The following is a 23,335-nucleotide window of genomic DNA, read 5'->3' as shown; positions in this document are numbered from 1 at the left end:
CGGATTCTGGCCTAGGCGAAACTGGTCTTATGCCCGCCGCCATCCATGCCTTCCACGAGCCCGTCACTGGTACGGTCAGCTATGTCGTGCACGACCCGGCCACGCGCCAGGCCGCCGTCATCGATCCGGTGCTGGACCACGACCTCGCCAGCGGCCGCTCCAGCACGGCCAGCGCCGACCTGCTGCTGGCCCATTTGCGCGAGCACAGGCTGACGCTGCAGTGGATCCTCGAGACCCATGTGCATGCCGACCATGTCTCGGCCGCGCGCTATCTGCGCGCCCAGGCCGGCGGGCTGATCGCCATCGGCGAGCGCATCCGCGAGGTGCAGGCCACGCTGGCGCGCCTGCGGGGATGGACATCGGAGGATGACGGCTTCGATCGCCTGCTGGCCGACGGCGAACGCTTCATGATCGGCAGCATCGAGGCGACCGCCCTGCTCACGCCCGGCCACACGCCGGCCGACCTGGCCTTCCAGGTCGAGGATGCCGTCTTCATCGGCGACACCCTCTTCATGCCCGATGTCGGCAGCGCCCGCGCCGACTTCCCCGGCGGCGATGCGGCCGTGCTCTACCGTTCCATCCGGCGCCTGCTGGCATTCCCGCCCGCGACCCGGCTCTTTGTCTGCCACGATTACCCGCCCGGCCGCGAGCCGCGCTGGCAGGCGACGGTGGCCGAGCAGCGCGCTGCCAACGTCCATGCCCATGACGGCGTCAGCGAGGCCGAGTTCGTCGCCATGCGCCAGGCGCGGGACCAGACCCTGGCCGCGCCGCGGCTGATGCAGCCGTCCCTGCAGGCCAATATCCGCGGCGGCGGCTAACGTGGCCCATTGCCCTAGGGTTAGCAGGCCCTGGCGCGCCCCACGAGCAGCAGCACGACGCCCACCAGCACGATGCCCGCGGCCAGCCATTCATGGCCGCTGATCTGCTCGCCCGCCAGCGTGACGCCGAGCAGCATCGCGATGACGGGGTTGACGAAGGAATAGCTGGACGCCAGGCCCGCCGAGGCCTCGGCCAGCAGCACCATATAGGCGTTGAAGGCGATCAGCGAGCCGAACACGACGAGATAGGCCCAGGCCCACAGCGCCTGCGGCTCGATGCGCTCAGGCAGGGTCTCGCCCGCAAAGAAGCTCAGCACCATCAGCACGACGCCGCCCGCCAGCATCTCGCTGGCAAAGCCCATGGCGCCGGGTGCCAGCGGCCAGACCCGCTGCGACAGCACGCTGCCCACGGCCCAGCTGGCGCAGGCCACGCTGATGGCCACCAGGCCCATGGGCGAGGCGCCGAAGCCCTGGCCCTGCGTCAGCAGCAGCACGCCCACCAGGCCCAGGGCGATGCCGGCCGATTCGATGCGCGTCGGCTTCTCGCCCCACAGCAGGTTGAGGCCGGCGATCATCAGCGGCATCACGGCGATGAAAGCCACGACCAGGCCGGAGCCCACCGTCTGTTCCGCCGTCGCCGTGCCGCCCATGCCGCCGCCCAGCATCAGGCCGCCGATAACCAGGGCATGCAGCCACTGGCGCCGCGTGGGCCACGCCACGCCGCGCCAGCGCATCCACACCGCCAGCAAGGCACCGGCGACCAGGAAGCGGCTGCCCATCTGGAAGAAGGGCGGCAGGCTGACCAGCGCGTATTTGATGGCGAGATAGGTCGAGCCCCAGACCAGCCAGGTGGCGGCCAGGCAGAGCATCAGTTTCGGGCTCAGGCCAGGAGCGGTCTTCAGCGGCAGCGTGGTCGTGTTCATGGCCGGCATCGTAGAAATTCCGGCCCTCCCGCAACATGGGCTCTTCAAGGTTCAGAACGCCATCGGCCTTAGGATTGAAGTAGTTGACACCGAATTCCGGAGACTTTCATGGCAATTGACCTCGATCAGCATGACCATCGCATCCTCGCCGAGCTGCAGGCCGATGCCCGCCTGACGATGGCCGAGCTGGGCCGGCGCGTGCACTTGAGCCAGCCGGCCGTGACCGAGCGGGTGCGCAAGCTGGAGGACGGCGGCGTCATCCGCGGCTACCGGGCCGTCGTCGACGCCAGCAAGCTGGGCTATGGCATCCGCTCCATCATCCGCATCGGCAACCTCGACGAAGGCGAGCTGATGCGGGCGCTGGACTGCAGCCCCGAGGTCGTGACGGCCTATGGCGTGACCGGCGAGGACAGCTGGATCCTGGAGATCGCCGTGCGCGACGTGGCGCACCTGCGGGCGACGCTGTCGCGCTTCTGCCAGCAGGTGCCGACCTCGACCGCCATCATCCTGAACGCCATCCGCGAGCACGCGCCGATCCGGCCACTGCCGACCGGCGCCGAGGCCGAGCCCGTACCGGTGGCGGCCAAGCAAAAGCCCCGCCGGGGCGGGGCCTGATCGCAGCGCGGCGCCGCTTCAGCGTGCCAGCAGGGAATTGGCGGCGGCCACATCCTCGGGACGCAGCTGGCCCGAGGCCAGGCGCAGCTTGAGACTGTTGACGACGACGTCGTAGCGCGCCTTGGCCAGGTCGCGCTGGGTCGTGTAGAGCTGGGTCTGGGCGTTCAGCACGTCCAGGTTGACGCGCACGCCGACCTTGTAGCCCAGCTGCGTGGCCTCCAGGGCCAGCTTGGTGGACGACTCGGCGGCCTCGTAGGCACTGACCTGGGCCTTCAGCGACTGCACGCCGAAGAAGGCGCGGCGCGTGCCCTCGGCGACGGCGCGGCGCGCGAAGTCGAGGTCGTTGCGGGCCTTCTCTTCCAGCACCAGGGTTTCCTTGATGCGGTTCTGGGTCGCGCCGCCGGTGTACAGCGGATAGGTCAGCGTCAGGCCGACGCTGGCGTTCTTGCCCGTGCCGGCGCTGCCCTGCTGGGCCGCGATGATGGCGGGGCTGGTGTGGGTGTTGGTGCCGCCCAGCGTGGCGTTGGCATCCAGCGTCGGCTTCTCGCCGGCGCGGGCGATCTGGGTGTCGAGCTGCGCGATCTCCAGGCCCAGGCGCGCCTTGCGGACGCTCGGATGCTGGTCATCGGCGGTGGCGACCCAGGTGTCGACATTGTCGCTGGGCAGGGCCGGCAGGGCCACCGGCACGGCCAGGCCCTTGGGCTCGACGCCGACGCGGCCGACGAACTGGTCCAGGGTCACGCGCTTGACGCGCAGGTCGTTGTCCGCGGCCAGTTCCTGGGCCACGGCCAGGTCGTAGCGGGCCTGGGCTTCACGCGTGTCGGTGATGGTGGCCGTGCCGACCTCGAAATTGCGCTTGGCCGAGGCCAGCTGCTCCGAGATGCCGGCCTTGTTGGCGCGCGAGGTCGTCAGCGCGTCCTTGGCCGCCAGCACATCGAAATAAGCCGTGGCCAGGCGCACGATCAGGTCCTGCTCGGCGGATTCCAGGTCGGACTGGGCCAGCGCGTAGGCGCGGCGGGCCTTGTCGATGGTCGGGATGTTGCTGGCGTTGTAGACCGAATACTTGCCCTGCAGGCCGGCCGACAGCGTGCGCGTGTTGAAGGCGCCCGTGGACGGCGGATCGGTGCGGGTCAGGGTGCCCGAAGCCTGCAGGCCCAGGGTCGGGCGCAGCAGGGCTTCCGCCTGGGCGGCACGCGCGGCGGCTGCATCGGCGCTGTTGCGGATCGCCAGATAGCTCGCGTCATAGCCCCGGGCACCGTCATAGAGCTCTTGCAGGCTCTGGGCCTGGGCCGCGCCGGCGAGCAGGAGGCCTGCGGCAAGGGCCAGCGGTTGCAGGGTCAGGCGGGAGGCTGTGACGAAGGGCATGGGATTCCTTGACTGGAGCAATGTAGTGAGCGCGGCCGGGTTTATAGAGGCAAAGCCCGAAGATGACCTAAGCCATGTGACGACCTGCGCCCAAACGGGGAGCAACGGTCGTTTTCGGGCGACGGGCTGCAGCCGGCCATGTTCAGAAGCTGAAGGCCGACGCCTCGGCAAAGCCCGGCAGGCGGCCGGCCACCGTGTCGAACATCTCGACGGTGCGGAAGTCGCTGGCGCCGGTGCGTGTGATCAGCACGGCGCGCATGACCGGCTCGCTGCCGACGATGGCCGCCAGGCGGCCGCCGGTCTTGAGCTGGTTCAGCAGGGCCTGCGGCACGGCGGCGACCGAGCCGGACAGCAGGATGACGTCGAAAGGCTCCTCGGCGGCCAGGCCGGCGGCGCCGTCCTGGTTCAGCACGGTGGCGTTCAGCACGCCGGCGCGCTTGAGGTTGGCGGTGGCCGTGGCGGCCAGGCCGGCGTCGGCTTCCAGCGCGATGACGCGCTGGGCCTTGTGGCCCAGCAGCGCGGCCAGGTGACCCGTGGCGGCGCCGATCTCCAGCACCTTCTCGTGGCGCTGCACCTTGAGCTCCTGCAGCAGGCGGGCCTCGACCTTGGGCGCCAGCATGCGGCGCGTGGCCGTCAGCGGCAGCTCGGTGTCGACGAAGGCCTGCGCCTGGTGGGCTGCGGGCACGAAGTCCTCGCGGTGCACGACGCGCAGCAGTTCCAGCACGCTGAGATCAAGCACGTCCCAGGGGCGGATCTGCTGCTCGATCATGTTGAAGCGGGCTTGTTCGAGGTTCATCTTGTTCTCCGGGCGCGGTCGACGGCAAAAAGCAAAATTCTAGAGGTCAGCCCGGCACCGCCAGCAGACCATGCAGCAGCAGCGACATCTGGGCGTCCAGCAGCTCCTCGGCGCCCATGGTGTGGTGGCAGATGTCGTGCTCGCCGAAGGAGTGCTCGTGCAGCAGCATATGCAGCATGGGCGCGATGAGCATGTGCACCATGGCTTCCACCGGCACGGCGCGGAACTCGCCGGAGCGGATGCCGCGCTCGATGAGGCCGCCGATCAGGGCCTGGGACGGCCGGATGACCTCTTCCACATAGAAACGCGCCAGCTCCGGGAAGTTGCGCGCCTCCACCATCATGATCTTGCAGACCACCCCGGCATTGCCATGGCCGACCTTGGCCCACCAGGCCTGCATCATCTGGCTCAGCAGCTCGGCAATGGGGCCCTCGTACTGCGCGGCCTGGACGGCCGACTCGGCGATGTGCACGGACAGGTTGTCGCGCACCATGGCCTTGAAGAGCTCGTCCTTGCTCGGGTAGTAGCGGTAGAGCGTCCCCTTGGCGACGCCGGCGCGCGTGGCGATCTCCTCGCTGCGGGTGGCCGCGAAGCCCTTCTCAACAAAGAGCTGCAGGGCGGCGTCCAGCAATTCCTGCGGGCGGGCGTCCTTGCGGCGTTGACGGGGAGCAGCTGTGGCCAAGACGAGGCAGTTAATGACCGGAGAGTCAGTAATGTAGCCGCGGCGGCCAGCCGGCCGCAAGGACGCGACTTGCCCGCTCGCTACACTGCGCCGCCTTTTTGCATTCGTCGTTGTTCGGAGCCCTTTACGTGGACGTCATCCTGCTGATCAAAGCCGCCATCATGGGCATCGTCGAGGGGCTGACCGAATTCCTGCCCATCTCGTCCACCGGCCACCTCATCCTGGCCGGCTCGCTGCTGAACTTTGTCGGCGAGAAGGCCAAGGTCTTCGAGATCGCCGTGCAGACGGGCGCGATGTTCGCCGTCGTCTGGGAGTACCGCGAGCGCCTGGCCCGCACCGTCAAGGGCATCGCCAGCGAGCGCCAGGCCCAGCGCTTCGCGATGAATGTGCTGATCGCCTTCATCCCGGCCGTGGTGCTGGGGCTGAGTTTCGGCAAGCTGGTCAAGGCCCACCTCTTCCATCCGGTGCCGGTCGCCCTGGCCTTCATCGTCGGCGGCCTGATCATCCTGTGGGTGGAGGCCCGCCACAAGCGCCTGTACGGCGGCATGGACATGCAGGGCGCCCGCCGCGCCCGCATCGAGACCGTGGACGACATGGGCCCGATGGACGCACTCAAGGTCGGCCTGCTGCAATGCCTGGCCCTGATCCCCGGCACCAGCCGCTCCGGCGCCACCATCATCGGCGGCGTCGTACTCGGCATGTCGCGCAAGGCCGCGGCGGAGTTCAGCTTCTATCTCGGCATCCCGACGCTGATGGGCGCTGGCGCCTATTCGGTGCTCAAGCAGCGCGACGCCCTCGCCTGGGCCGACCTGCCGATGTTCGCCGTCGGCCTGGTGTTCGCCTTCATCAGCGCGCTGCTTTGCATCCGCTGGCTGATCCGCTATGTGTCCAGCCACGACTTCAAGGTCTTCGCCTGGTACCGCATCGCCTTCGGTGTCATCGTGCTGGCCACGGCCTATATGGGCATGGATATCTGGAAAGATTGAAGCCCCTCGCCCAGTCTTGCATCGGCTGAACGCCGGCAAGCCTGGTCGGTCTTGCAGACCGCGCTGCGGCAGTGCCGCAGCTCTTCGGCAGGCACATGCCGCCCACCGGGCGCCATGTGTCCGGCCTCAGCCCCCGCGGGGACGGCGATGCCCGCGGCATTGGGCCGCGAGCACATCGCCAGCGCGGGCCGGCTAGGGAGCGGCCGGGCGCTCGGCCCGCCTATTCATTCCTTGAGCGACGGGCAGAGATAATCGAGCCATGGCCATCACGATCAAGACCGCTGCCGATGTCGAGGGCATGCGCATTGCAGGGCGCCTGGCGTCCGAAGTCCTGGACATGCTGACGCCCCACGTCAAGCCAGGCATCACGACCAACGAAATCGACAAGCTCGCCCATGACTTCATCGTCCATGTGCAGCAGGCCATTCCCGCGCCGCTGAACTACTGTCCGCCCGGCTACACGCCCTACCCCAAGTCCATCTGCACGTCGGTGAACCAGGTGGTCTGCCACGGCATCCCCAATGACAAGGCGCTGAAGAACGGCGACATCGTCAACATCGACGTCACTGTCATCAAGGACGGCTGGCACGGCGACACCAGCCGCATGTTCGTCGTCGGCGAGGGGTCCATCGCGGCCAAGCGGCTGTGCGCCTTCACCTACGAAGCCATGTGGAAGGGCATCGCCAAGGTCAGGCCCGGCGCCAAGCTGGGCGACATCGGCCATGCCATCCAGACCTTCGCCGAGAACGCCGGCTTCTCCATCGTGCGGGAGTTCTGCGGCCACGGCATCGGCCAGGTCTTCCATGAGGAACCGCAGGTGCTGCACTACGGCCGCCCCGGCACGCTGGAAGAACTGGTGCCCGGCATGATGTTCACCATCGAACCCATGATCAATGCGGGCCGCCGCGAGATCAAGGAGATGGGCGACGGCTGGACCATCGCGACCCGCGACCGCTCGCTGTCCGCCCAGTGGGAGCACACCATCCTCGTCACCGACACCGGCTACGAGGTCATGACCCTGTCCGCCGGCAGCCCGCCCCCGCCCGCCTTCATCACGCAGGCCGCGGCGGCAACCGCCAGCACTGTCGCCTAGGCCGTGGCCACGCTTGCGGAGCTCCGCCAGCAGTTCAAGGCGGGCAAGCAGACGCTGATCGACGGCTTCCTGGCCGCGCGGCCCACGCAGGCCGGCGCCCTGACGCTGCTGCGCCGCCTGGCCCGCCATGTCGACGACACGCTGCGCGGGCTGTGGGAGCAGGCCGGCATGCCGGATGGCGCCTGCCTCGCAGCCGTCGGCGGCTATGGCCGCGGCGAACTGTTCCCGCATTCCGATGTCGACGTGCTCGTGCTGCTGCCCGACGGCGTCGAGGCCTACCAGCCCGGGCCGGTCAAGTCGGCCATCGAGGGCTTCATCACGTCCTGCTGGGACGTCGGCCTGGAGATCGGCTCCTCGGTGCGAACGCTGGGCGAATGCCTGACCGAGTCCCAGGGCGACGTGACCATCCAGACCGCTCTGCTCGAAGCCCGCCCGCTGGCCGGCGACGCCAAGCTGTTCCGGCAGATGCACAAGCGCTTCATGCAGGCCATGGACGCGAAGGCCTTCTTCCGCGCCAAGACGCTGGAGACGGTGCAACGCCACACCAAGTTCGACGACACGCCCTACGCGCTGGAACCCAATTGCAAGGAAAGCCCCGGCGGCCTGCGCGACCTGCAGATGCTGATCTGGGTGGCTCGCGCCGCCGGCCTGGGCAAGACCTGGAAGGCCCTCAGCGCACGCGGCCTGATCACGCCCTTCGAGAGCAAGCAGCTGCAGCGCAACGAGGGTCAGCTGAGGCTGATCCGCGCGCGCCTGCATGCGGTGGCCGGCCGGCGCGAGGACAGGCTCGTCTTCGACCTGCAGACCGCCGTCGCCCAGAGCTTCGGCTTCGAGGGCACCGGCGCCCAGCGCGCCTCCGAGGTGCTGATGCGGCGCTACTACTGGGCGGCCAAGGCCGTCACCCAGCTGCACCAGATCCTGCTGCTGAACCTGGAGGAGCAGATCAACGGCTCCCAGCAGAACCATGTGCGGCCGCTGGAAGGCCACAGCGACTTCCTGGACCGCGGCCGCATGCTGGAGGTCGCCAGCGACGACCTCTACCAGCGCGATCCTCACGCCATCCTGCGCACCTTCCTGATCTACCAGCAGACGCCGGGCATCAAGGGCCTGTCGGCGCGCACGCTGCGGGCGCTCTACAACGCCCGCGGCCTGATGGACGGGGCCTGGCGGCGCGATCCGGTCAACCGCGCCACTTTCATGGCCATGCTGCGCCAGCATGAAGGCCAGACCCATGCCTTCCGGCTGATGAACCAGACCTCGGTGCTCGGCCGCTATCTGTGGGTCTTCCGCGCCATCGTCGGGCAGATGCAGCACGACCTCTTCCACGTCTACACCGTGGACCAGCACATCCTGATGGTGCTGCGCAATGTGCGGCGCTTCTTCGTGCCCGAGCATGCCCACGAGTACCCGTTCTGCTCGCAGCTGGCCGCCCAGTTCGACACGCCCGAGCTGCTCTACATCGCCGCCCTCTTCCACGATGTGGCCAAGGGCCGCGGCGGCGACCACTCCGAGCTCGGCGCCACCGAGGTCAAGCGCTTCTGCCGCCAGCATGGCCTGAGCGCCGAGGACACGGCCATGTGCGTCTTCCTCGTCGAGCACCACCTGACGATGTCGCGCGTGGCGCAGAAGGAGGACCTGGCCGACCCCGAGGTCATCGCCGCCTTCGCCGCCAAGGTGGGCGACGCGCGCCGCCTGACGGCGCTCTACCTGCTGACCGTGGCCGACATCCGCGGCACCAGCCCCAAGGTCTGGAATGCCTGGAAGGGCAAGCTGCTGGAGGACCTGTATCGCATCGCGCTGCGGGCCCTGGGCGGCGCGAAGATCAACCTCGACGCCGAGATCGAGGCCCGCAAGGCCGAGGCCCGGCAGGACCTGGCCCTGCACTCCCAGCTGCCCGGCACCGAGGAGCCGCTGTGGAAGACGCTGGCCATCAGCTATTTCGCCCGCCATGACGGCGCCGAGCTGGCCTGGCATGCGCGCTCGCTGTGGCGCCATGTCGAGAGCCAGGTGCCGGTGGTGCGCGCCCGCCCCTCGCCCATCGGCGAAGGCCTGCAGGTGCTGGTCTATTCTCCCGACCAGCCCGACCTGTTCGCCCGCATCTGCGGCTATTTCGACACCGCCGGCTTCAGCATCCTGGACGCCAAGGTGCACACGACGCGCAAAGGCTATGCGCTGGACACCTTCCAGGTCATCCGCCCCGAGGCCGACGTGCACCATCGCGACCTGGTGCCCATGGTGGAGCAGAAGCTCTCCAGCGTGCTGCAGGCCGGCGGGCCGCTTCCCGAGCCTAAGCGCGGCCGGCTGTCACGCCGCGTCAAGAGCTTCCCCTACACGCCGCGCATCTCGCTGCGTCCGGACGAGAAGGCCACGGCCTGGCTGCTGACCATCTCCACCAGCGACCGCGCCGGCCTGCTCTACGCCATCGCCCGCGTGCTGGCGAGGCACGGCATCAACCTGCAGCTGGCCAAGATCTCGACGCTGGGCGAGCGCGTGGAAGACACCTTCCTGCTCGACGGCCCGGCCCTGCAGCACAACAAGGCGCAGATCCAGATCGAGAGCGAGCTGCTGGACGCCGTCTCGCTGCCGGCCTAGCTATCGAAGGTCGCCGGCCAGGCTGGCCAGCGTCTCCGGCGCGATCTGCATGTGCGCCGGATAGTTCGTGTGGTCACAGCCGAGCTTGACGCCCGCGCCGGCCTTCACCGCCTGGCGCATGGCTGAGCTGAGCTCGAAGCGCACGAAGTGCACGGCCGAGGTCTTCTCCTCGTTCTCGCGGTCCAGGTCCTCGTCGGCGATCGCATAGACGCGCGGATGGCCTTCCACCTCGATGAACATGCGGTCCTCGACGCCGATGAGCCTTGAGAGCTCGCGCTTGCGCTCATTGGGATCGGGGTACTCGATCAGCATCGTCGCCTTCCAGTTCGAGCCGTCCGGCACCAGCGGCGCATAGGCATCGATCTCGCCCTGGATGCCCTCTTCCTCGAAGATCTTCTCGATGCGCAGCATCTCCTGGATCTGATAGCGGATGGTCCGCTCGTCCTCGAACTGCAGATTCAGGTGCTCGCCGAGCTGCACGCTGCGCAGGCGGCGATGGGCCAGGATGGCGGTCTTCTCGGCCTTGCGGAACTTGGCATAGGCCTCGAGCGTCATCAGGCTGTCGGGCGTGATGGTCATGGTGCGATTCCGTAAGCGGTGCGCAGCAGCGTCAGCGGATGGGCGACGGCCTTGGCCGGCGTGCCTGCCAAGGCCATGCCCTGGGCGATGTGGTGGCTGGCCAACGCGCAGTCGCTGGCGACGACGTCGGGCTCGTCCTTGGCCATGGCCTTGAAGACGGGCTTGCCTATCTTCATCGCCACCGGGTGGTAGGGCGTCTTCACGCCATAGGTGCCGGCATGGCCCGAACAGCGCTCGACGGTGTTCAGCTTGACCTCGACGCTCTGGCCAATCAGCTTGAACATCTCCTCGGTCTTGCGGCCGATCTTCTGCACGCGGCCATGGCAGGGGATGTGATAGCTGACCTTGCCGAGAGCCTGCCTGAAATCGGTCTTCAAGAGGCCGTCCTTGTGGCGGGCGACGAGGTATTCAAAGGGGTCCCACATGGCGTCCTGCACCAGCGCCACGTCCGCCTCGCCGGGGAACATCAGCGGCAGCTCCTGCTTGAACATCAGCGTGCAGCTGGGGATGGCCGACAGGATGGCGAATCCGTCCTTGGCATAGGGCGCCAGCACCGCGATATTGGCCGTCTTGTGCTTCTCCACCGTGGCCAGGTCGCCCAGCTCCAGCTTGGGCATGCCGCAGCAGGTCTCCTTCTCGACGATGACGTAGGGGATGGCGTTGTGCTCCAGCACCTTGAGCAGGTCGAAGCCGATGCCGGGCTCGTTGTAGTTGACGTAGCAGGTCGAGAAGATGGCCACCTTGCCCGGCGTGCGCTCGCCGTTGGTGACGACGTGCGACAGCGCCTTGGGCGCGCTCCAGCGGAATCGCTTGGACGCGAGCTCGGGCAGCCAGGCCTCGGGGTGCACGCCCAGCTGGGAGTCCATCATCCTGCGTGCGAACTTCGTGCGGTTCACGGCGTTGACGGCCTGCACGACGACCGGGATGCCGGCGAACTGGCCATGCACATCGGTGGACGCCAGGAACTTCTCGCCGCCGCCCACCCCGCCCTTGCGGAACTTGATGGCCTTGGCGCGCAGCATGGTGTGGGGGAAGTCCAGGTTCCACGGGTGCGGCGGCACATAGGGACACTTGGTCATGTAGCAGAGGTCGCAGAGATAGCACTGGTCGACGACCTTCCAGAAGTCCGCCTTCTCCACGCCATCCAGCTCGCCGGTCTTGCCCCCGTCGACGAGGTCGAACAGCGTCGGGAAGCTCTGGCACAGCGACACGCAGCGCCGGCAGCCATGGCAGATGTCGAAGATGCGCTCCATCTCGTGGAGGCAGGCGGCCTCGTCGTTGAACTCCGGGCTCTTCCAGTCGAGGGCATGCCGGGTCGGCGCCTCGAGGTTGCCTTCTCTGATGCTCATCGCGTCTCCTGCGCAGTCGTCTGGGCGCACTCACGCACAGACGACTGCGGCCGCCTTTCAACAGCCGCTTCGAGTCCTAGTCCACCAATGCGTCCAACGCCTTCTGATACCGGTTCGCATGCGAGCGCTCGGCCTTGGCCAAGGTCTCGAACCAGTCGGCGATCTCGTCGAAGCCCTCGTCGCGCGCCGTCTTGGCCATGCCCGGATACATGTCGGTGTATTCGTGGGTTTCACCGGCGACCGCAGCCATCAGGTTCTGGCGGCTGTTGCCAATGGGCAGCCCCGTGGCAGGGTCACCCACGGCTTCCAGGAATTCGAGGTGGCCATGGGCATGGCCGGTTTCACCTTCGGCCGTGGAGCGGAACAGCGCCGCCACGTCGTTCTGCCCTTCGATGTCGGCCTTGTTCGCGAAATAGAGGTAACGGCGGTTGGCCTGGGATTCGCCGGCAAAGGCGTCCTTCAGGTGCTGCTCGGTCTTTGAACCTTTCAAGCTCATCGCAGTCTCCGGTGGGTGGAAGACGGCGACGCTACTCCCGGGGTTGCCGGGCTACCAATCGATAGCTTCAATCCATCTCATAGCAGGCCGCTATACCAGCGCAGGCCCAGCAGCTGGCGCGCCAACTGGTGGGAACGCCCCTGGGGGTCGGCCAGGTCGTGCAGCACGGTGAAATGGTTGCAGCCCGGCAGCGCCTCGCAGACCGGTACGGCGCGGGCGCCCCAGGCCTGGCGGATCAGCTGGTTCTGGCGCAGGTGTTCCTCGCTTTCCTCGGCGCCGACGAGGGCGAACAGGGTCTGCGGCGAGCGTGGCGCCGGAAAGTGCACGGGGCTGAGCCGGCGCGCCCTGGCCGCGTCCAGCTGCAGATCGGCCTGCAGAAAGGGCACGCGGCACAGCGGCGCGAGGTCATGCAGGCCGGAGATCGACATGGCGCCCTGCACCAGCCGCCGCGGCAGGTCCTTGGCCACGCGCTTCCAGTCACAGCAGCTCAGCATGGCCGCCAGATGCCCCCCGGCCGAATGGCCGAGCAGCACGATGCGGCTGGGGTCGCCGCCATGCTCGGCCGCATGCCGCCAGGCCCAGGCCACTGCTTCGGTGAGCTGCATGGCGATGCGCTCGATGCCGACGGCAGGGCAGAGGTCGTAGTTGGGCACGACAACCAGAGCGCCTTCGTCCGTGAAGCTGGCGGCCAGGAAGGAGTAGTCCGACTTGTCCAGGGCCCGCCAATAGCCGCCATGGATGACGATGAGGACGGGCGCAAAGCCGCCGCCGGAACCCTGGTCGGGCTTGAAGACGTCCAGGGTCTGCTTGGGATCGGGGCCGTAGCGCAGGTCGAGCTCGCAGCTGGAGCGCTCGCGCGTCAGCGCCGAGGCCTGGGCCCAGCGCCCGAGGATGTCGGCGCTGTCGATCACGCGCTGGCGGTTGTTGTACTGGGCCTCGAACCAGGCGGTCGGCTTGCTGGGCGTCATGGACGGGCACTCACCGGGGGCTGTCAGGAAAAAGAGAAAGCCCTGGAGCATCGATTCTCAAGGGCTTCCTGGAGCTCCTGTGACGATGCAGCATCGTCCAGGATGACGGGTGGTGGAGAGGAGGAGGATCGAACTCCCGACCTCCGCATTGCGAACGCGGCGCTCTCCCAGCTGAGCTACCCCCCCACGCGTCAAAAAGTATAGCCCCGCAGCTTCAGCAGTCGTCTCGAGCGTGCGTTGCCGTCGTCCAGCCGACGAACTGATTCGATCCGCGGTCCGGACGCCGCTGCTCGGCCAGCTGCTGGAGGTTGGGGGTGGCCACGCCGCGGTTCATACAGCCGTTGACGGCGATGTCCCTATTGCCGGCTTGCATGATCATGTTCTCCTTGAGCGCCCTGGCCTATCTGGTGGCGTCGGTGGTCGAAGACACTCGTGCCGCGGTACAAGAAGATCGGCCAACCCTCTGTCGGATGTGCTCCATGACGAAGACGATGCAAATCCTGCTCGCCACTGCCCTGCTGTGCGGCGCCTGGGCCGTGCGAGCTGCAGCGCCCGCCCCACTGGCCCTGGCCACGGCCGCTTCCGGCCCGCTGCTGGTGTCGGCCGACCTCAGGCCCGGGCTGGAGCTGTCGGGTGCGTGGCACTATTCCATCGACCCCTACCGCTCCGGTCTCGCGGGCTTTCATGGCGAGCCGCCCGATGCCGGGCAGCAGCGCTGGCGTGACGTCGACGTGCGCCAGGTGATGGCGGATGACAACCGCGTGCTCTACGAGTTCGACCTGGCTCACTCGCCGGTCACGACGCTGCCTTCGTCCTGGCTCACCCAGGCGCCGGAACTGCGCCACTACCAGGGCCTGATCTGGTACCAGCGCAGCTTCAAGGCGCCGGCCGCGCCTCGCGCCGGCCGGCACTTCCTGCGCTTCGGCGCAGCCAACTACAAGACCGTCGTCTACGTCAACGGCCAGCCTGTCGGCCGCCACGAAGGCGGCTTCACGCCTTTCGCCTTCGAGGTGACGAAGCTGCTGCGCGACGGCGACAACCAGGTGACCGTCGGTGTCGATTCCCAGGCCACGCCGGCCACCGTGCCGCCGCCTGTCACCGATTGGGAGAACTACGGCGGCATCACGCGGCCGGTGCGGCTCATCTCCACGCCTGCCACCTATGTCGACGACGCCTGGGTGCGCCTGACGCGCGATGGGCAGCTGGCCGTGGACGCGACCCTCAACGGCCCCCAGGCGGCCCAGCGCCCCGTTCGCCTGCGCATCGCCGAGCTGGGTCTGGACCTCACCGGCACCACCGATGCGCAAGGCCGCTGGCGCACCACGGTGGCGGCACCACCCGCCCTGAGCCGCTGGTCACCCGAAAGTCCCAAGCTCTACGACGTGGCCATCGACGCCGGCGCGGACCGCTGGCGTGACCGCATCGGCTTTCGCACGATCGAGACGCGCGGCGCCGACATCCTGCTCAATGGCAAGCCCGTCTTCCTGCGCGGCATCTCGCTGCACGAGGAGGAGATCGGCCCCAACCCCACCCGCGACATCACGCCCGACGCGGCGCGCGCGCTGCTGGGCGAGATCAAGGGCGGGCTGCACGGCAATTTCGTGCGCCTGGCGCACTACCCGCACGCCGAGGTCATGACGCGCATGGCCGACGAGATGGGCCTGCTGGTCTGGAGCGAGATCCCGGTCTACTGGCTGGTGGCCTGGTCCAACGCCGACACGCTGGCCAGCGCCCGCAACATGCTGGCCGAGAACCTGCTGCGCGACCGCAACCGCGCGTCCGTCGCCATCTGGAGCGTCGCCAACGAGACGCCGCTGAGCGACGCGCGCAATGCCTTCCTGCGCACGCTGGTCAGCGACGTGCGCGCGCTGGATGACACTCGCCTGGTCAGCGCCGCGCTGCTGGTGGAGCGTGACCGCAACGCGAGCGTGCCCACCATGACCCTGGCCGACCCGCTCGCCGAGGTGCTCGACATCGTCGCCATCAACACCTACAACGGCTGGTACTCGCAGGACCGGCTGGCCGACCTGCCCGCCAGCGTCTGGCACCTGCCCGCCAACAAGCCGCTGATCTTCTCGGAGTTCGGCGCCGACGCCAAAGCCGGCTTCAACGACACCCGTCCCGCGCCACGCAAGTTCTCCGAGGAATACCAGGCCCAGTACTACTTCCAGACGCTGGCCATGGCCGACAAGGTGCCGACCCTGCGCGGCCTGTCGCCCTGGATCCTGAAGGATTTCCGCTCACCCCGCCGACAGAACCCCGACTTCCAGCAAGGCTGGAATCGCAAGGGCCTGATCTCCGAGACCGGGCAGCGCAAGCAGGCCTTCGGCGTGCTCGCGGACGACTACAAAAAGAAGCAGATGAGCGGACGCTAGGGCTACGACTGCGGGAGACGCATGCAAGCCTGGCATCGACTTCCCAGCGTCCGCCGGTACCGCGGACGCGTCAAAGGCCACGCCCATCCTGGTGCCTGATCCCGTCGCCATCAATCTCGCCATCGATGCCGCCTCCGCGATCAGCGAGCCTTGACGTTGTGACACGGCAGATCGCCAGAGCCAAGACGGCTTTGGATGACAAGGTCAACGGCGAGGTGAAGGTCGAGAGATCCTTGTCGTTCGGCTCGGTAGATGCGGCGCCCGCTGGCTGTACGGCGGGCAAGACCTCCGGGAAGCCATAGCCCCTCTCGCTAGGCGCCGGGCTGCTTGCCCTGCGTCGACAGACCTCGAGGCGGCAATGGCCTACCCCGCCCTGTTGATGCGCCTCCAGGCGCCAGCAGCCTGCCTCAATCCCGCACCACGTGCAGCACCTGCATGCTGATGCTCGAGCCGAAACCGCCGCGCGCCTCGGGCATGAAGCTGGCGACCACAGCATGGGCCCCGGGCTTCAGGCCGTCGGTCGAGAAGGCTGCACGGCCCTTGGCATCCAGCCGCATGCGTCGACCGACGCGCTCGCCGTCGATGGAGAACTGCACGCTGCCCTTGGGAAGGACACGCGTCTCGCCCTGGTTGCGCAGCGCGACGCTGGCTGTGAAGGTCGCCCGCTCGCGGGGCTTGGTGCTCGATTGTTCGCCCTGCAAGGCAATGGTGGTCGCCCCGGCCCGCACGCGCTGGCTGAGCAGATAGGTCTTGGCAAAGCCTCTTTCGCCGGTCGCCTGCACGTCGAACACGCAGTTGGCACGCGTGCGCCTGTCCTCGATGCCGCTGCAGGCGTCACGCGCCGCGGCGAGGCTGAGTGGCTTCACCGGCGTCGTCTGCGGCAGCTCGCACGGCGGCTTTTCCGGCGGCCAGGTCTTCATCGTGAATGACTCGGTGGACGAGCCAGACCCGTAGTCGAAGAGGCTGGTCTTGTCCTTGACGCGCCAGGCCTCGCCGAAGCGCTGGTAGAGGTCGACATAGCGGTCGTGCAGGGCCGCGGGCATGGGGCCCATCGACGAGCCATCGGGCAGGGCCGGCAACCAGCTGCCTGCAAGGACAGCGCCGGCCAGGCCGCCGCTCGCGTCCACGCTCGGCGAAGCACCGCCCATGGCCGTTGCGCTGGCCGACCGCACGATGCCCACGTTCAGATACCACTTGCTCTGCGAGGCCCACCACCCCGGCGTCACCGACAGCGTGTAGCCGTCCGGCGACACCACCTCGATGCCGCCAGCAACCGCCGTCGGGGCGATGCGACCGCCGTCGCCCAGATCGATGCCGCTGGCACCCAGCGTGGCCAGGTTGCCGTCGACGCGGAGCTGAAGACCGCTCGGGTCCGGCACGCCGCTCAGATTGGGCTGGTAGGTGACCCTGCGCTTGCCGACGCGCGCGGCTACGGCCGTGTTCAGGCTGACGCAGGTCGCCAGTTCCGTATGCGGGCTGGGGCCTGGGTTGAAGGTCGTGGCGATGGGGGCCTGGCGCACCTGCACTTCCGTGCCGCCGCCCGCGCGCAGGGCCACGAACTCGCCGGCACCCTGGAAGTCGTAGTGCGTACCGTCGAGCGTGGTGATGTGCGGATCACCATCCAGCCCCATGACACCACTGCTGCCCGGGTCCAGCCAGTTGCTCAGGCGCGTGGCGTTGCTGCCGCCGCCGGTCCAGTCGCGGTCGAAGCGGCCGTAGTTGTCGTTCAGGGAAGCCGCGGGCGCCCCGCAGAACGAGGGGCCGTTGGAGAGCTGGCCCACGCAGCGGCGCGTGGTGCTCGAGAAGATGCAGGAGCCCGATGAGCCAGGCTCGGTCACGGCGACCTGGTTGGGTGGGTTGGGGCCGAGGCCGCTCCAGTCCGCGCGCCAGAAATTGGTGGAGGCCGTCGGCGTGCTGTTGGAGAAGCTGATGGCCTTGACGTCGGCGCGCGGGTGGTGGATGCCCACCACGCCGGGTGGCGCCGTGCCGCTGCGATCCCAGCCGGCGAAGAAGACGTTGAAGGCGGGATCGGGGGCCGCGTCGAGCTCGAACAGCACGAAATCACTCGCGGCGCTGGTGGCGCGGAAGGTGGCGCCCGTCTGGTTGTCGGTGGTCGATCCCGGCCCGTGGGTGCCGCAGGTAGCCGACTGGAAGTTCCAGAAGGCGACGATGGTCGGCGCCGAGGTGGCGGTCACGTCACAGTGGTTGGCCGACAGCACATAGGGCCTGAAGTCCAGGGCCGTGTTGTTCATCAGGGTGCCGGTGCAGGCCGAGGTGCCGTTGATCGTGTAGGCGGTCACGGCCCGGATCTCGTTGCTCCACGGATTGCCCTGGGGGCAGATGACGTCGATGTTGCAGGCGCCTTCGGTGCCGCCGAGCAGCCCCACCTTGCCAAAGGCCCTGTAGCCCTTGTTGACCCGGCCGATGATGAGCTTGGGCTCGGCGGCTCCGGTGGGCACGAACACCTCGATGACGATCTCCTCGCCCTCGATCATCGGCGTCCAGAGGCTGCCGGCGCGGTTGCGGTGCTTGTGCGTGTACGGCCCCTCGACATGCTTGGCCTCGGGGTCGTAGATCCACAGCTTGGCGCCCGCGGGCATCTCGAAGGTGGTGATGGCGAGGTTGTTGCTCACCGCCCCGGGCGACTTGATACGCAGCCGCCACAGCCGTCCGTCCGGGACGTTCTGCCAGGTGCCCGAGCTCGCCGTATCGACCGAGGTTTCCTCCGCCACCGCGAAGCGCAGCGGCGCCGAGCGGCGCGTTTTCAGGTTCTGCTCGCGGTCTTCCTCGAGCAGGCGCTTGGCATCGATGGCCTTCAGTTCCCGGCGCTCTATCCTCTCCAGCGACTTGTCGGCCAGCGCGAAGCTGCGCGGCTCCTCGTACATCCTGGCCACCGCGTCATGGCCCATGACGGCCGCCAGGGCCGCAAAAAGAAGACTGAAGGCTCGCATGGCGATCTCCCTCCGGCCCGAGCGGCCGGCTGCTAATTCGGTTAGTGCTGGTTTCAATCTAGGTCACCTGCCGGGGCACGCTGCAGCAGCGTCATCCGCATTGGGGAGCCACCCCACCACCGATGCAGGCTGCATGCGAACCTGGGGATGGCTTTTCAGCGGTAGGGCTGGACATTCGCCCCGCCATGAAATACTGTATGCAATCACAGCATTCGAAAGGCCCGCCGTGACGACACCTCGACTGCTCCTGATCTCCCAGCCGCCTGCCGAGGTCGAGAACCTCATGGCGATCGCCATCGAGCGCCACGGGCTTGACGTCCGGCTCGGCGAAGCGATGTTCCCGGCCTCGAACTGGCACCAGACATGGTCGGGGCGCTATCTCGACACACCGGGCATGCGCCGCGCCCTGCGAGGCGTGGGCGCGCGGATTTCCGCCGAGGCCTTCAGCCTGGTGCTGAACCGCATTGGCGGCGGCGAACACTGGTCATTCCTGGCCCTGGGCCGGCCCTCGGGCTTCGACGAGGTGCTGGACGACGTCCAGGGCGCCCTTCTGGATGAAGGCTTCGGCGAGGGCCCCGGCCACGCGCCCCATGTGACGCTCAGCTACCGCGCGCCGGAGCCGCTGGCGCCCATCTACATCGAGCCCATCCTCTGGCAGGTGCGCGAGGTGCTGCTGGTTTCCGGGCATGGCGAGGGCGACGACCATCACTACGAAATCATCGACCGCTGGACGCTGCATGCGCCCGCGGACCTGCAGGGCAGCCTGTTCTGACATCGCTCGCGCACGGGGTCTTGTCCGACTTTTTCGGGGCTGCGGCGCCGACATGGCCGGCGCGGTGGGATTCCTATGCTGACTGGCGTGGCACCTCTCTTGCCCTTGAGCAAGGGGACCCACCCATCAAAGCCAAAGGAGATCCCATGACGAAGCAAATCCGTACCTCCCGCCTGTTGTGCGCACTCGCGCTGGTCGGCCTTGCCGGCACCGCCTCGGCGAATCTGACCAAGCCCGTGTATTCGCAGGCCAAGGACGAAGTCAAGACCATGTTCAAGACCGAGCGCGACAAGTGCGGCTCGCTGTCGGGCAACGCCAAGGACGTCTGCGTCGAGCGCGCCAAGGCCCATGAGAAGGTGGCCCTGGCCAACCTCGAGTACCAGTACAGCGGCACGGTCAAGGACCGCAATGACTATCTGGAAGCACGCTACGAGGCGCGCTACAAGCTCGCCAAGGAAATGTGCGACGACAAGTCCGGCAATGCCAAGGACGTCTGCGTCGCCGAAGCCAAGGCCGAGCATGACAAGGCCAAGGCCGACCTGAAGGCCAACAAGGCCTTTGCCGAAGCCCAGAGCGATGCGCTGGAGACCAAGCTGAAGGCCGACTACAAGGTCGCCAACGAGCGCTGCGATTCGCTGGCCGGCGACGCCAAGAACAGCTGCCAGGCCAGCGCCAAGGCCCGCTACTTCCAGTGACGCAACCAGCCTCCGCTGCCCGATTCAGCGGAGGCGCAAATGCAAACCGCCGGCTCACGAGCCGGCGGTTTGCTTTGCGGGAGAAGATCAGCGCACCGCGCTGGCGGCGGGGTCGACGGATGGGCGCGGCATGCCCTCCGCCACGGCGACGACCTGACCGGGCTGCGGCAAGGCCAGGCGGTTGTCCACGCCACGCACACCCTGCGGCGCTCCGGCCAGCACGGTGGCACGTTCCTTGGCCGCTGCGTCGGGTGCGGGGCCCTCGAGGCGCACGACGCCGTCGGTCGTCACCACCGTGATGCGTGAGGCGCTCAATGCCGGGTCGGCGGCCAGCGCCGTCTTCACCTTGAGGCTGATGCCGGTGTCGTCGATGGCCGTGCCGACACCATCGACGGCGTTGCGCGAGGCCTCGACGGCGGCGTTCTGCGAGTCCGTCACCGTCTGGCCCATGCGGTCGCCCAAGCCACGCACATTGGCCACCGCAGCGTCCAGCTGCGTGCCCACGCTGCGCGGGTCCTGCAGGCTGGCCACGGCGACTGCCGTGATGGCCGCCCCCAGCCCCAGGGCCAGCACCCAGCCGCCGGCGCTGGAACGCCGGCGCGGTGGCTCGTCTTCGCGCCAGCGGCGTGCGGGCGGCTCGACGGCATGATCGGGATCGGGGTCGGTGGTCTTGCCGTAGGGCGTCAAACGATCGCGCCAGTTGTTGGCATGGGCGGGGTTTTCGGATCTCATGGCGATCTCCTGATGGGCCCGGCGGGCCTCCTCGCAGCAAGTCTGGCCGGCGGCTCCCGAGCGGCCCATCAGCGAGCGCAGGCGCGCGCTGTAGGACCGCGCGCCACTGCATGGCCGCGCTCACCACGGTTTCCGTTTGTCCGATAGCTGCTGCCGCCGCAGGCCGACACGGCGGGCAAGGCCTGGCTCCCATCATGGCCAGCATCCCCTTCTGAAGACGCTGCCGCCATGAAGCTCCGCCTGTTCTTCTCGCTGCTCGGCTTGTCGATGATTCCTGTCGCCCACGCCCAGACCGGGCCGGTGAGCGGGACAGGCCTGGCCGGCCAATCCGCCCAGGCCGCACAGCTGTCGGCTTCATCCGACCCCGAACTCAACTGGCGCGACCCGCAATGGCTGAGCCGCCAGCGTGAACGCTCGCGCTGGCGCTATCAGCTGGGCCTGGAGCAGCAACTGCGCTCACCCGCCCAGCTCGGGCCGCAGGCCTCGGTGCGCGAAGCCTTGTGGGCCGGCGTCAGCTACGACTTCAACACCCGGTTCAGCGGCGGCGTGGAAACGCCGGTCTGGCAACGCGACAGCGGCTGGGCATCGCGCATGGCCTTCGAGAAGCCCAAGAGCGAAGGCCTGGCCGGCTTGCGCGGCGCCTTCTCCTACCAGCTGAGTTCTCAAAGCAAGCTGACGCTGCGCCCGCAGGCGCGTCGCGTCATGCTGAGTTATTCGGCCACCTGGTGACGCAGCCGGGTACAGCCCGGCGCACGCGGTCAGCGACCGCCCGCAGGCAGATCCAGGCCGTCGACAGGGCCCTCGCCGGAGAGATCGGCGCAGTAGTTGATGAGCTCATCGAGATCGCGGCATTTGTCGAACACGCGCTCGGCGCCGAGCAGGCTGCAGCGGCGGCGCATGTCGTCCGTCGCGTAATTGGTCAGCACGACGCGGCGCGCGGCCATGCCCAGGTTCTGCGCGGCACGCAGCACGCCCAGGCCGGTGCCCGAGTTCAGGAAGATGTCGACGATGACGACATCCGCCCTGCGAGCTGACTCGCGGCTCATCCAGTGCACGGCGGATTCTTCATCCGCCGCGCTGCCAATCACCTCCACATGGGCCAGCTCTTCGAGCGTGCCCGCGAGGTTCTCCCGGATCACCGGGCTGTTCTCGACGATGAAGGCGCGCAGCATGGCGACTCTCTCCGGTTCAGGCTCGCGCCATCCAGTCCTTCAGCTCATCGGCATGCTCTTCCTCGTCGGCCAGGATGTCCTCCAGCAGTCGCCGGGTGGTGGAATCCTTGTCGCCCACGAGGCCGATCATCTGGCGGTAGCTCTCGACGGCCACGCGCTCGGCAATGAGGTTGGACCTGATCATGGCCTTGAGATCGTTCACGGCGTCATAGTCCGCGTGGCTGCGCTCGGGCAGGCCGGCCGGACTGAAGTCCGGCTCGCCGCCGAGCTGCACGATGCGCTGGGCCAGCCGGTCGGCATGGCCGAGTTCGGCGTTGGCATGAATGAGGAATTCCTCGGCGATGCTCGGCGACTCCAGCCCCGCCGCCATGAAGTGGTGGCGACGGTAGCGCAGCACGCAGACCAGCTCCGTCGCCAGCGCCCCGTTGAGCAGCCCGACGATGTCGTCGCGCCAGGGCCCGTAGGCCGGCGTGACGGCGCCGTCGTCGAGGTCGCTGCGCGCTGCGCGCAGACCCGCCTCATCGAGCCGCAAGGGGGCGTGGGCTTCAGCCATTGCGGGCTACCACGAGCTGGTTGTCGACGGTGCGCACACCCTCGACGGCTGAGGCCAGCGTCGTGGCGCGCGCCTGCGAGCCCGCATCGGGCGCCGTGCCGGTCAGGGTCACGCGGCCGTCCTCGGCACGCACGTCGATCTTGGTGGCCTTGAGCCGGTCGTCGGCCATCAGCGCAGCATTGATCTTGGTGACGATGGTGGCGTCGGTCGCAGCTTCAGAAGCTGCTGCAGTCGCGTCCTTGAGCTTGGTCTCGGCCTTGTCCATGGCCTGGCTGGCGTCCTGCTTGGCCTCGGCACCGGCCTGCTTGGCCTCGGCGATGGCGCCGTCGAGCTTCTGCCCGGCGGTGCGTTCATCGTTCTGCTTGCTGCAGGCGGCCAGGGCGGCGGCCAGGGCCAGGGCGCCGATCAGCGGCGCGCGGGAGGTGGTGAAGCGGTTCATCATGCGTCCTTTCTTCATCGCTGAAGCGGTTGGGAAATCGATGTGGCCAACTGTGGCGGCTGCTGGTCCTGAAGGACCGTTGCCACCGTGCCTATCGGATGTCGGACAAGGCCGACACGTTGCCCGTGGCGCAGTTCCTCGCCGCGGCGAACGTTCTCCTGGAGGGTGTCGACAAAGGCCGCCAGCATGGCGGCGCCCATCGCGGCGGCCAGGGCCAGCACCAGCCACGGCGGTGGTGTCAGGCGGGCCAGGGTGTCGGTCAGGGTCTTCATCGCTCGCTCCAGCGGCCTGTCGTGGCCATGGGCTGACTTTGCAAAAACCCGGGATATCCGGCTGCCGGCCGCCTTCGCGGGGACCCGTAGGACAAGCAGCCGGCCTATACCC

At 68.1% G+C, this 23,335-nt stretch carries 24 protein-coding genes and 1 tRNA gene; 9 read left to right on the top strand and 16 right to left on the bottom strand.

Going from position 1 to position 23,335, the window contains the following annotated elements; all coding sequences use genetic code 11:
• The first annotated feature begins 29 nt into the window (after positions 1–29).
• The gene (locus tag AC07OY_RS07140; protein ID WP_495041819.1) at positions 30–818 is read left to right on the top strand and encodes an MBL fold metallo-hydrolase; all 789 of its coding nucleotides are present in this window, start codon (positions 30–32) and stop codon (positions 816–818) included.
• 20 nt (positions 819–838) lie between these two features.
• On the opposite strand, the gene yedA is transcribed toward AC07OY_RS07140, so the two are convergent.
• Positions 839–1,741 carry a drug/metabolite exporter YedA gene (gene yedA / locus AC07OY_RS07135; protein ID WP_495041818.1) on the bottom strand — a complete coding sequence of 301 codons (903 nt, stop codon included), beginning with the start codon at positions 1,739–1,741 and terminating at the stop codon, positions 839–841.
• 108 nt (positions 1,742–1,849) lie between these two features.
• Here yedA and AC07OY_RS07130 point away from each other — a divergent pair, with 108 nt between their 5' ends.
• The gene (locus tag AC07OY_RS07130; protein WP_495041817.1) at positions 1,850–2,356 is read left to right on the top strand and encodes an Lrp/AsnC family transcriptional regulator; all 507 of its coding nucleotides are present in this window, start codon (positions 1,850–1,852) and stop codon (positions 2,354–2,356) included.
• Positions 2,357–2,374: 18 nt separating this feature from the next.
• Here the strand turns inward: AC07OY_RS07130 and AC07OY_RS07125 are convergent, their stop codons facing one another.
• The 3 genes from AC07OY_RS07125 to AC07OY_RS07115 form a co-directional block, all read right to left on the bottom strand.
• Positions 2,375–3,721 (bottom strand): TolC family outer membrane protein, encoded by a 1,347-nt coding sequence (locus AC07OY_RS07125; protein WP_495041816.1) that lies wholly within the window; start codon positions 3,719–3,721, stop codon positions 2,375–2,377.
• 142 nt (positions 3,722–3,863) lie between these two features.
• Positions 3,864–4,517, bottom strand: coding sequence for a protein-L-isoaspartate O-methyltransferase family protein (locus tag AC07OY_RS07120; RefSeq protein ID WP_495041815.1), 654 nt, complete (start codon positions 4,515–4,517; stop codon positions 3,864–3,866).
• Between the two features lie 46 nt (positions 4,518–4,563).
• A complete protein-coding gene (locus AC07OY_RS07115) occupies positions 4,564–5,199 on the bottom strand; it encodes a TetR/AcrR family transcriptional regulator (protein WP_495041814.1) in 636 nt (211 codons plus the stop codon).
• A 128-nt stretch (positions 5,200–5,327) separates the two neighbouring features.
• Between AC07OY_RS07115 and AC07OY_RS07110 the strand changes: the two genes are divergently transcribed.
• The 3 genes from AC07OY_RS07110 (at position 5,328) to AC07OY_RS07100 (ending at position 9,870) form a co-directional block, all read left to right on the top strand.
• Positions 5,328–6,185, top strand: a complete 858-nt coding sequence (locus AC07OY_RS07110; RefSeq protein ID WP_495041987.1) for an undecaprenyl-diphosphate phosphatase — start codon at positions 5,328–5,330, stop codon at positions 6,183–6,185.
• A gap of 259 nt (positions 6,186–6,444) precedes the next feature.
• A complete protein-coding gene (gene map / locus AC07OY_RS07105) occupies positions 6,445–7,278 on the top strand; it encodes a type I methionyl aminopeptidase (RefSeq protein ID WP_495041813.1) in 834 nt (277 codons plus the stop codon).
• Between the two features lie 3 nt (positions 7,279–7,281).
• Complete coding sequence (locus AC07OY_RS07100; RefSeq protein WP_495041812.1) at positions 7,282–9,870, top strand: [protein-PII] uridylyltransferase; 2,589 nt, start codon at positions 7,282–7,284, stop codon at positions 9,868–9,870.
• Here the strand turns inward: AC07OY_RS07100 and AC07OY_RS07095 are convergent, their stop codons facing one another.
• From AC07OY_RS07095 to AC07OY_RS07070, 6 genes are all read right to left on the bottom strand, one after another.
• The gene (locus tag AC07OY_RS07095; RefSeq protein WP_495041811.1) at positions 9,871–10,449 is read right to left on the bottom strand and encodes a DUF3501 family protein; all 579 of its coding nucleotides are present in this window, start codon (positions 10,447–10,449) and stop codon (positions 9,871–9,873) included. It abuts the gene before it with no gap.
• On the bottom strand, positions 10,446–11,798 hold the full coding sequence (locus AC07OY_RS07090; protein WP_495041810.1) for a (Fe-S)-binding protein: 1,353 nt from the start codon (positions 11,796–11,798) through the stop codon (positions 10,446–10,448). The genes AC07OY_RS07095 and AC07OY_RS07090 overlap by 4 nt, the downstream gene beginning before the upstream one ends.
• A gap of 76 nt (positions 11,799–11,874) precedes the next feature.
• Positions 11,875–12,294, bottom strand: a complete 420-nt coding sequence (locus tag AC07OY_RS07085) for a rubrerythrin family protein (protein WP_495041808.1) — start codon at positions 12,292–12,294, stop codon at positions 11,875–11,877.
• Between the two features lie 77 nt (positions 12,295–12,371).
• Positions 12,372–13,262 carry an alpha/beta hydrolase gene (locus AC07OY_RS07080; protein WP_495041807.1) on the bottom strand — a complete coding sequence of 297 codons (891 nt, stop codon included), beginning with the start codon at positions 13,260–13,262 and terminating at the stop codon, positions 12,372–12,374.
• Positions 13,263–13,372: 110 nt separating this feature from the next.
• A tRNA-Ala gene (locus AC07OY_RS07075) sits at positions 13,373–13,448 on the bottom strand.
• Positions 13,449–13,476: 28 nt separating this feature from the next.
• Positions 13,477–13,641 carry a hypothetical protein gene (locus tag AC07OY_RS07070; RefSeq protein ID WP_495041806.1) on the bottom strand — a complete coding sequence of 55 codons (165 nt, stop codon included), beginning with the start codon at positions 13,639–13,641 and terminating at the stop codon, positions 13,477–13,479.
• Between the two features lie 100 nt (positions 13,642–13,741).
• Between AC07OY_RS07070 and AC07OY_RS07065 the strand changes: the two genes are divergently transcribed.
• Positions 13,742–15,637 (top strand): glycoside hydrolase family 2 protein, encoded by a 1,896-nt coding sequence (locus AC07OY_RS07065; protein ID WP_495041805.1) that lies wholly within the window; start codon positions 13,742–13,744, stop codon positions 15,635–15,637.
• A gap of 407 nt (positions 15,638–16,044) precedes the next feature.
• Here AC07OY_RS07065 and AC07OY_RS07060 read toward each other — a convergent pair whose 3' ends face one another.
• The gene (locus AC07OY_RS07060) at positions 16,045–18,588 is read right to left on the bottom strand and encodes an Ig-like domain repeat protein (RefSeq protein ID WP_495041804.1); all 2,544 of its coding nucleotides are present in this window, start codon (positions 18,586–18,588) and stop codon (positions 16,045–16,047) included.
• A 226-nt stretch (positions 18,589–18,814) separates the two neighbouring features.
• On the opposite strand from AC07OY_RS07060, the gene AC07OY_RS07055 reads away from it, so the two are divergent.
• Together AC07OY_RS07055 and AC07OY_RS07050 are read left to right on the top strand one after the other, a co-directional pair.
• Complete coding sequence (locus AC07OY_RS07055) at positions 18,815–19,360, top strand: 2'-5' RNA ligase family protein (protein WP_495041802.1); 546 nt, start codon at positions 18,815–18,817, stop codon at positions 19,358–19,360.
• Positions 19,361–19,506: 146 nt separating this feature from the next.
• Positions 19,507–20,055, top strand: coding sequence for a hypothetical protein (locus AC07OY_RS07050; RefSeq protein ID WP_495041801.1), 549 nt, complete (start codon positions 19,507–19,509; stop codon positions 20,053–20,055).
• 87 nt (positions 20,056–20,142) lie between these two features.
• Here the strand turns inward: AC07OY_RS07050 and AC07OY_RS07045 are convergent, their stop codons facing one another.
• Positions 20,143–20,787, bottom strand: coding sequence for a BON domain-containing protein (locus tag AC07OY_RS07045; RefSeq protein WP_495041800.1), 645 nt, complete (start codon positions 20,785–20,787; stop codon positions 20,143–20,145).
• A gap of 228 nt (positions 20,788–21,015) precedes the next feature.
• On the opposite strand from AC07OY_RS07045, the gene AC07OY_RS07040 reads away from it, so the two are divergent.
• Positions 21,016–21,516, top strand: a complete 501-nt coding sequence (locus tag AC07OY_RS07040) for a hypothetical protein (RefSeq protein WP_495041799.1) — start codon at positions 21,016–21,018, stop codon at positions 21,514–21,516.
• A gap of 29 nt (positions 21,517–21,545) precedes the next feature.
• Here the strand turns inward: AC07OY_RS07040 and AC07OY_RS07035 are convergent, their stop codons facing one another.
• Genes AC07OY_RS07035 through AC07OY_RS07020 form a run of 4 tightly spaced genes read right to left on the bottom strand, consistent with a single transcriptional unit; the run spans position 21,546 to position 23,223 of the window.
• Positions 21,546–21,959 (bottom strand): response regulator transcription factor, encoded by a 414-nt coding sequence (locus AC07OY_RS07035; RefSeq protein ID WP_495041798.1) that lies wholly within the window; start codon positions 21,957–21,959, stop codon positions 21,546–21,548.
• 16 nt (positions 21,960–21,975) lie between these two features.
• Positions 21,976–22,512 (bottom strand): ferritin-like domain-containing protein, encoded by a 537-nt coding sequence (locus AC07OY_RS07030; RefSeq protein WP_495041797.1) that lies wholly within the window; start codon positions 22,510–22,512, stop codon positions 21,976–21,978.
• Positions 22,505–22,969 carry a BON domain-containing protein gene (locus tag AC07OY_RS07025; protein ID WP_495041796.1) on the bottom strand — a complete coding sequence of 155 codons (465 nt, stop codon included), beginning with the start codon at positions 22,967–22,969 and terminating at the stop codon, positions 22,505–22,507. Before AC07OY_RS07025 ends, AC07OY_RS07030 begins: the two co-directional genes overlap by 8 nt.
• Positions 22,966–23,223 carry a hypothetical protein gene (locus AC07OY_RS07020; protein WP_495041795.1) on the bottom strand — a complete coding sequence of 86 codons (258 nt, stop codon included), beginning with the start codon at positions 23,221–23,223 and terminating at the stop codon, positions 22,966–22,968. The genes AC07OY_RS07025 and AC07OY_RS07020 overlap by 4 nt, the downstream gene beginning before the upstream one ends.
• Positions 23,224–23,335 lie beyond the last annotated feature (112 nt).

The organism is Roseateles sp. GW821-FHT09H10, from assembly GCF_059415865.1.
Note: the sequence above shows the minus strand (reverse complement) of the source record. Positions and strands in the feature narration are given on the sequence as shown.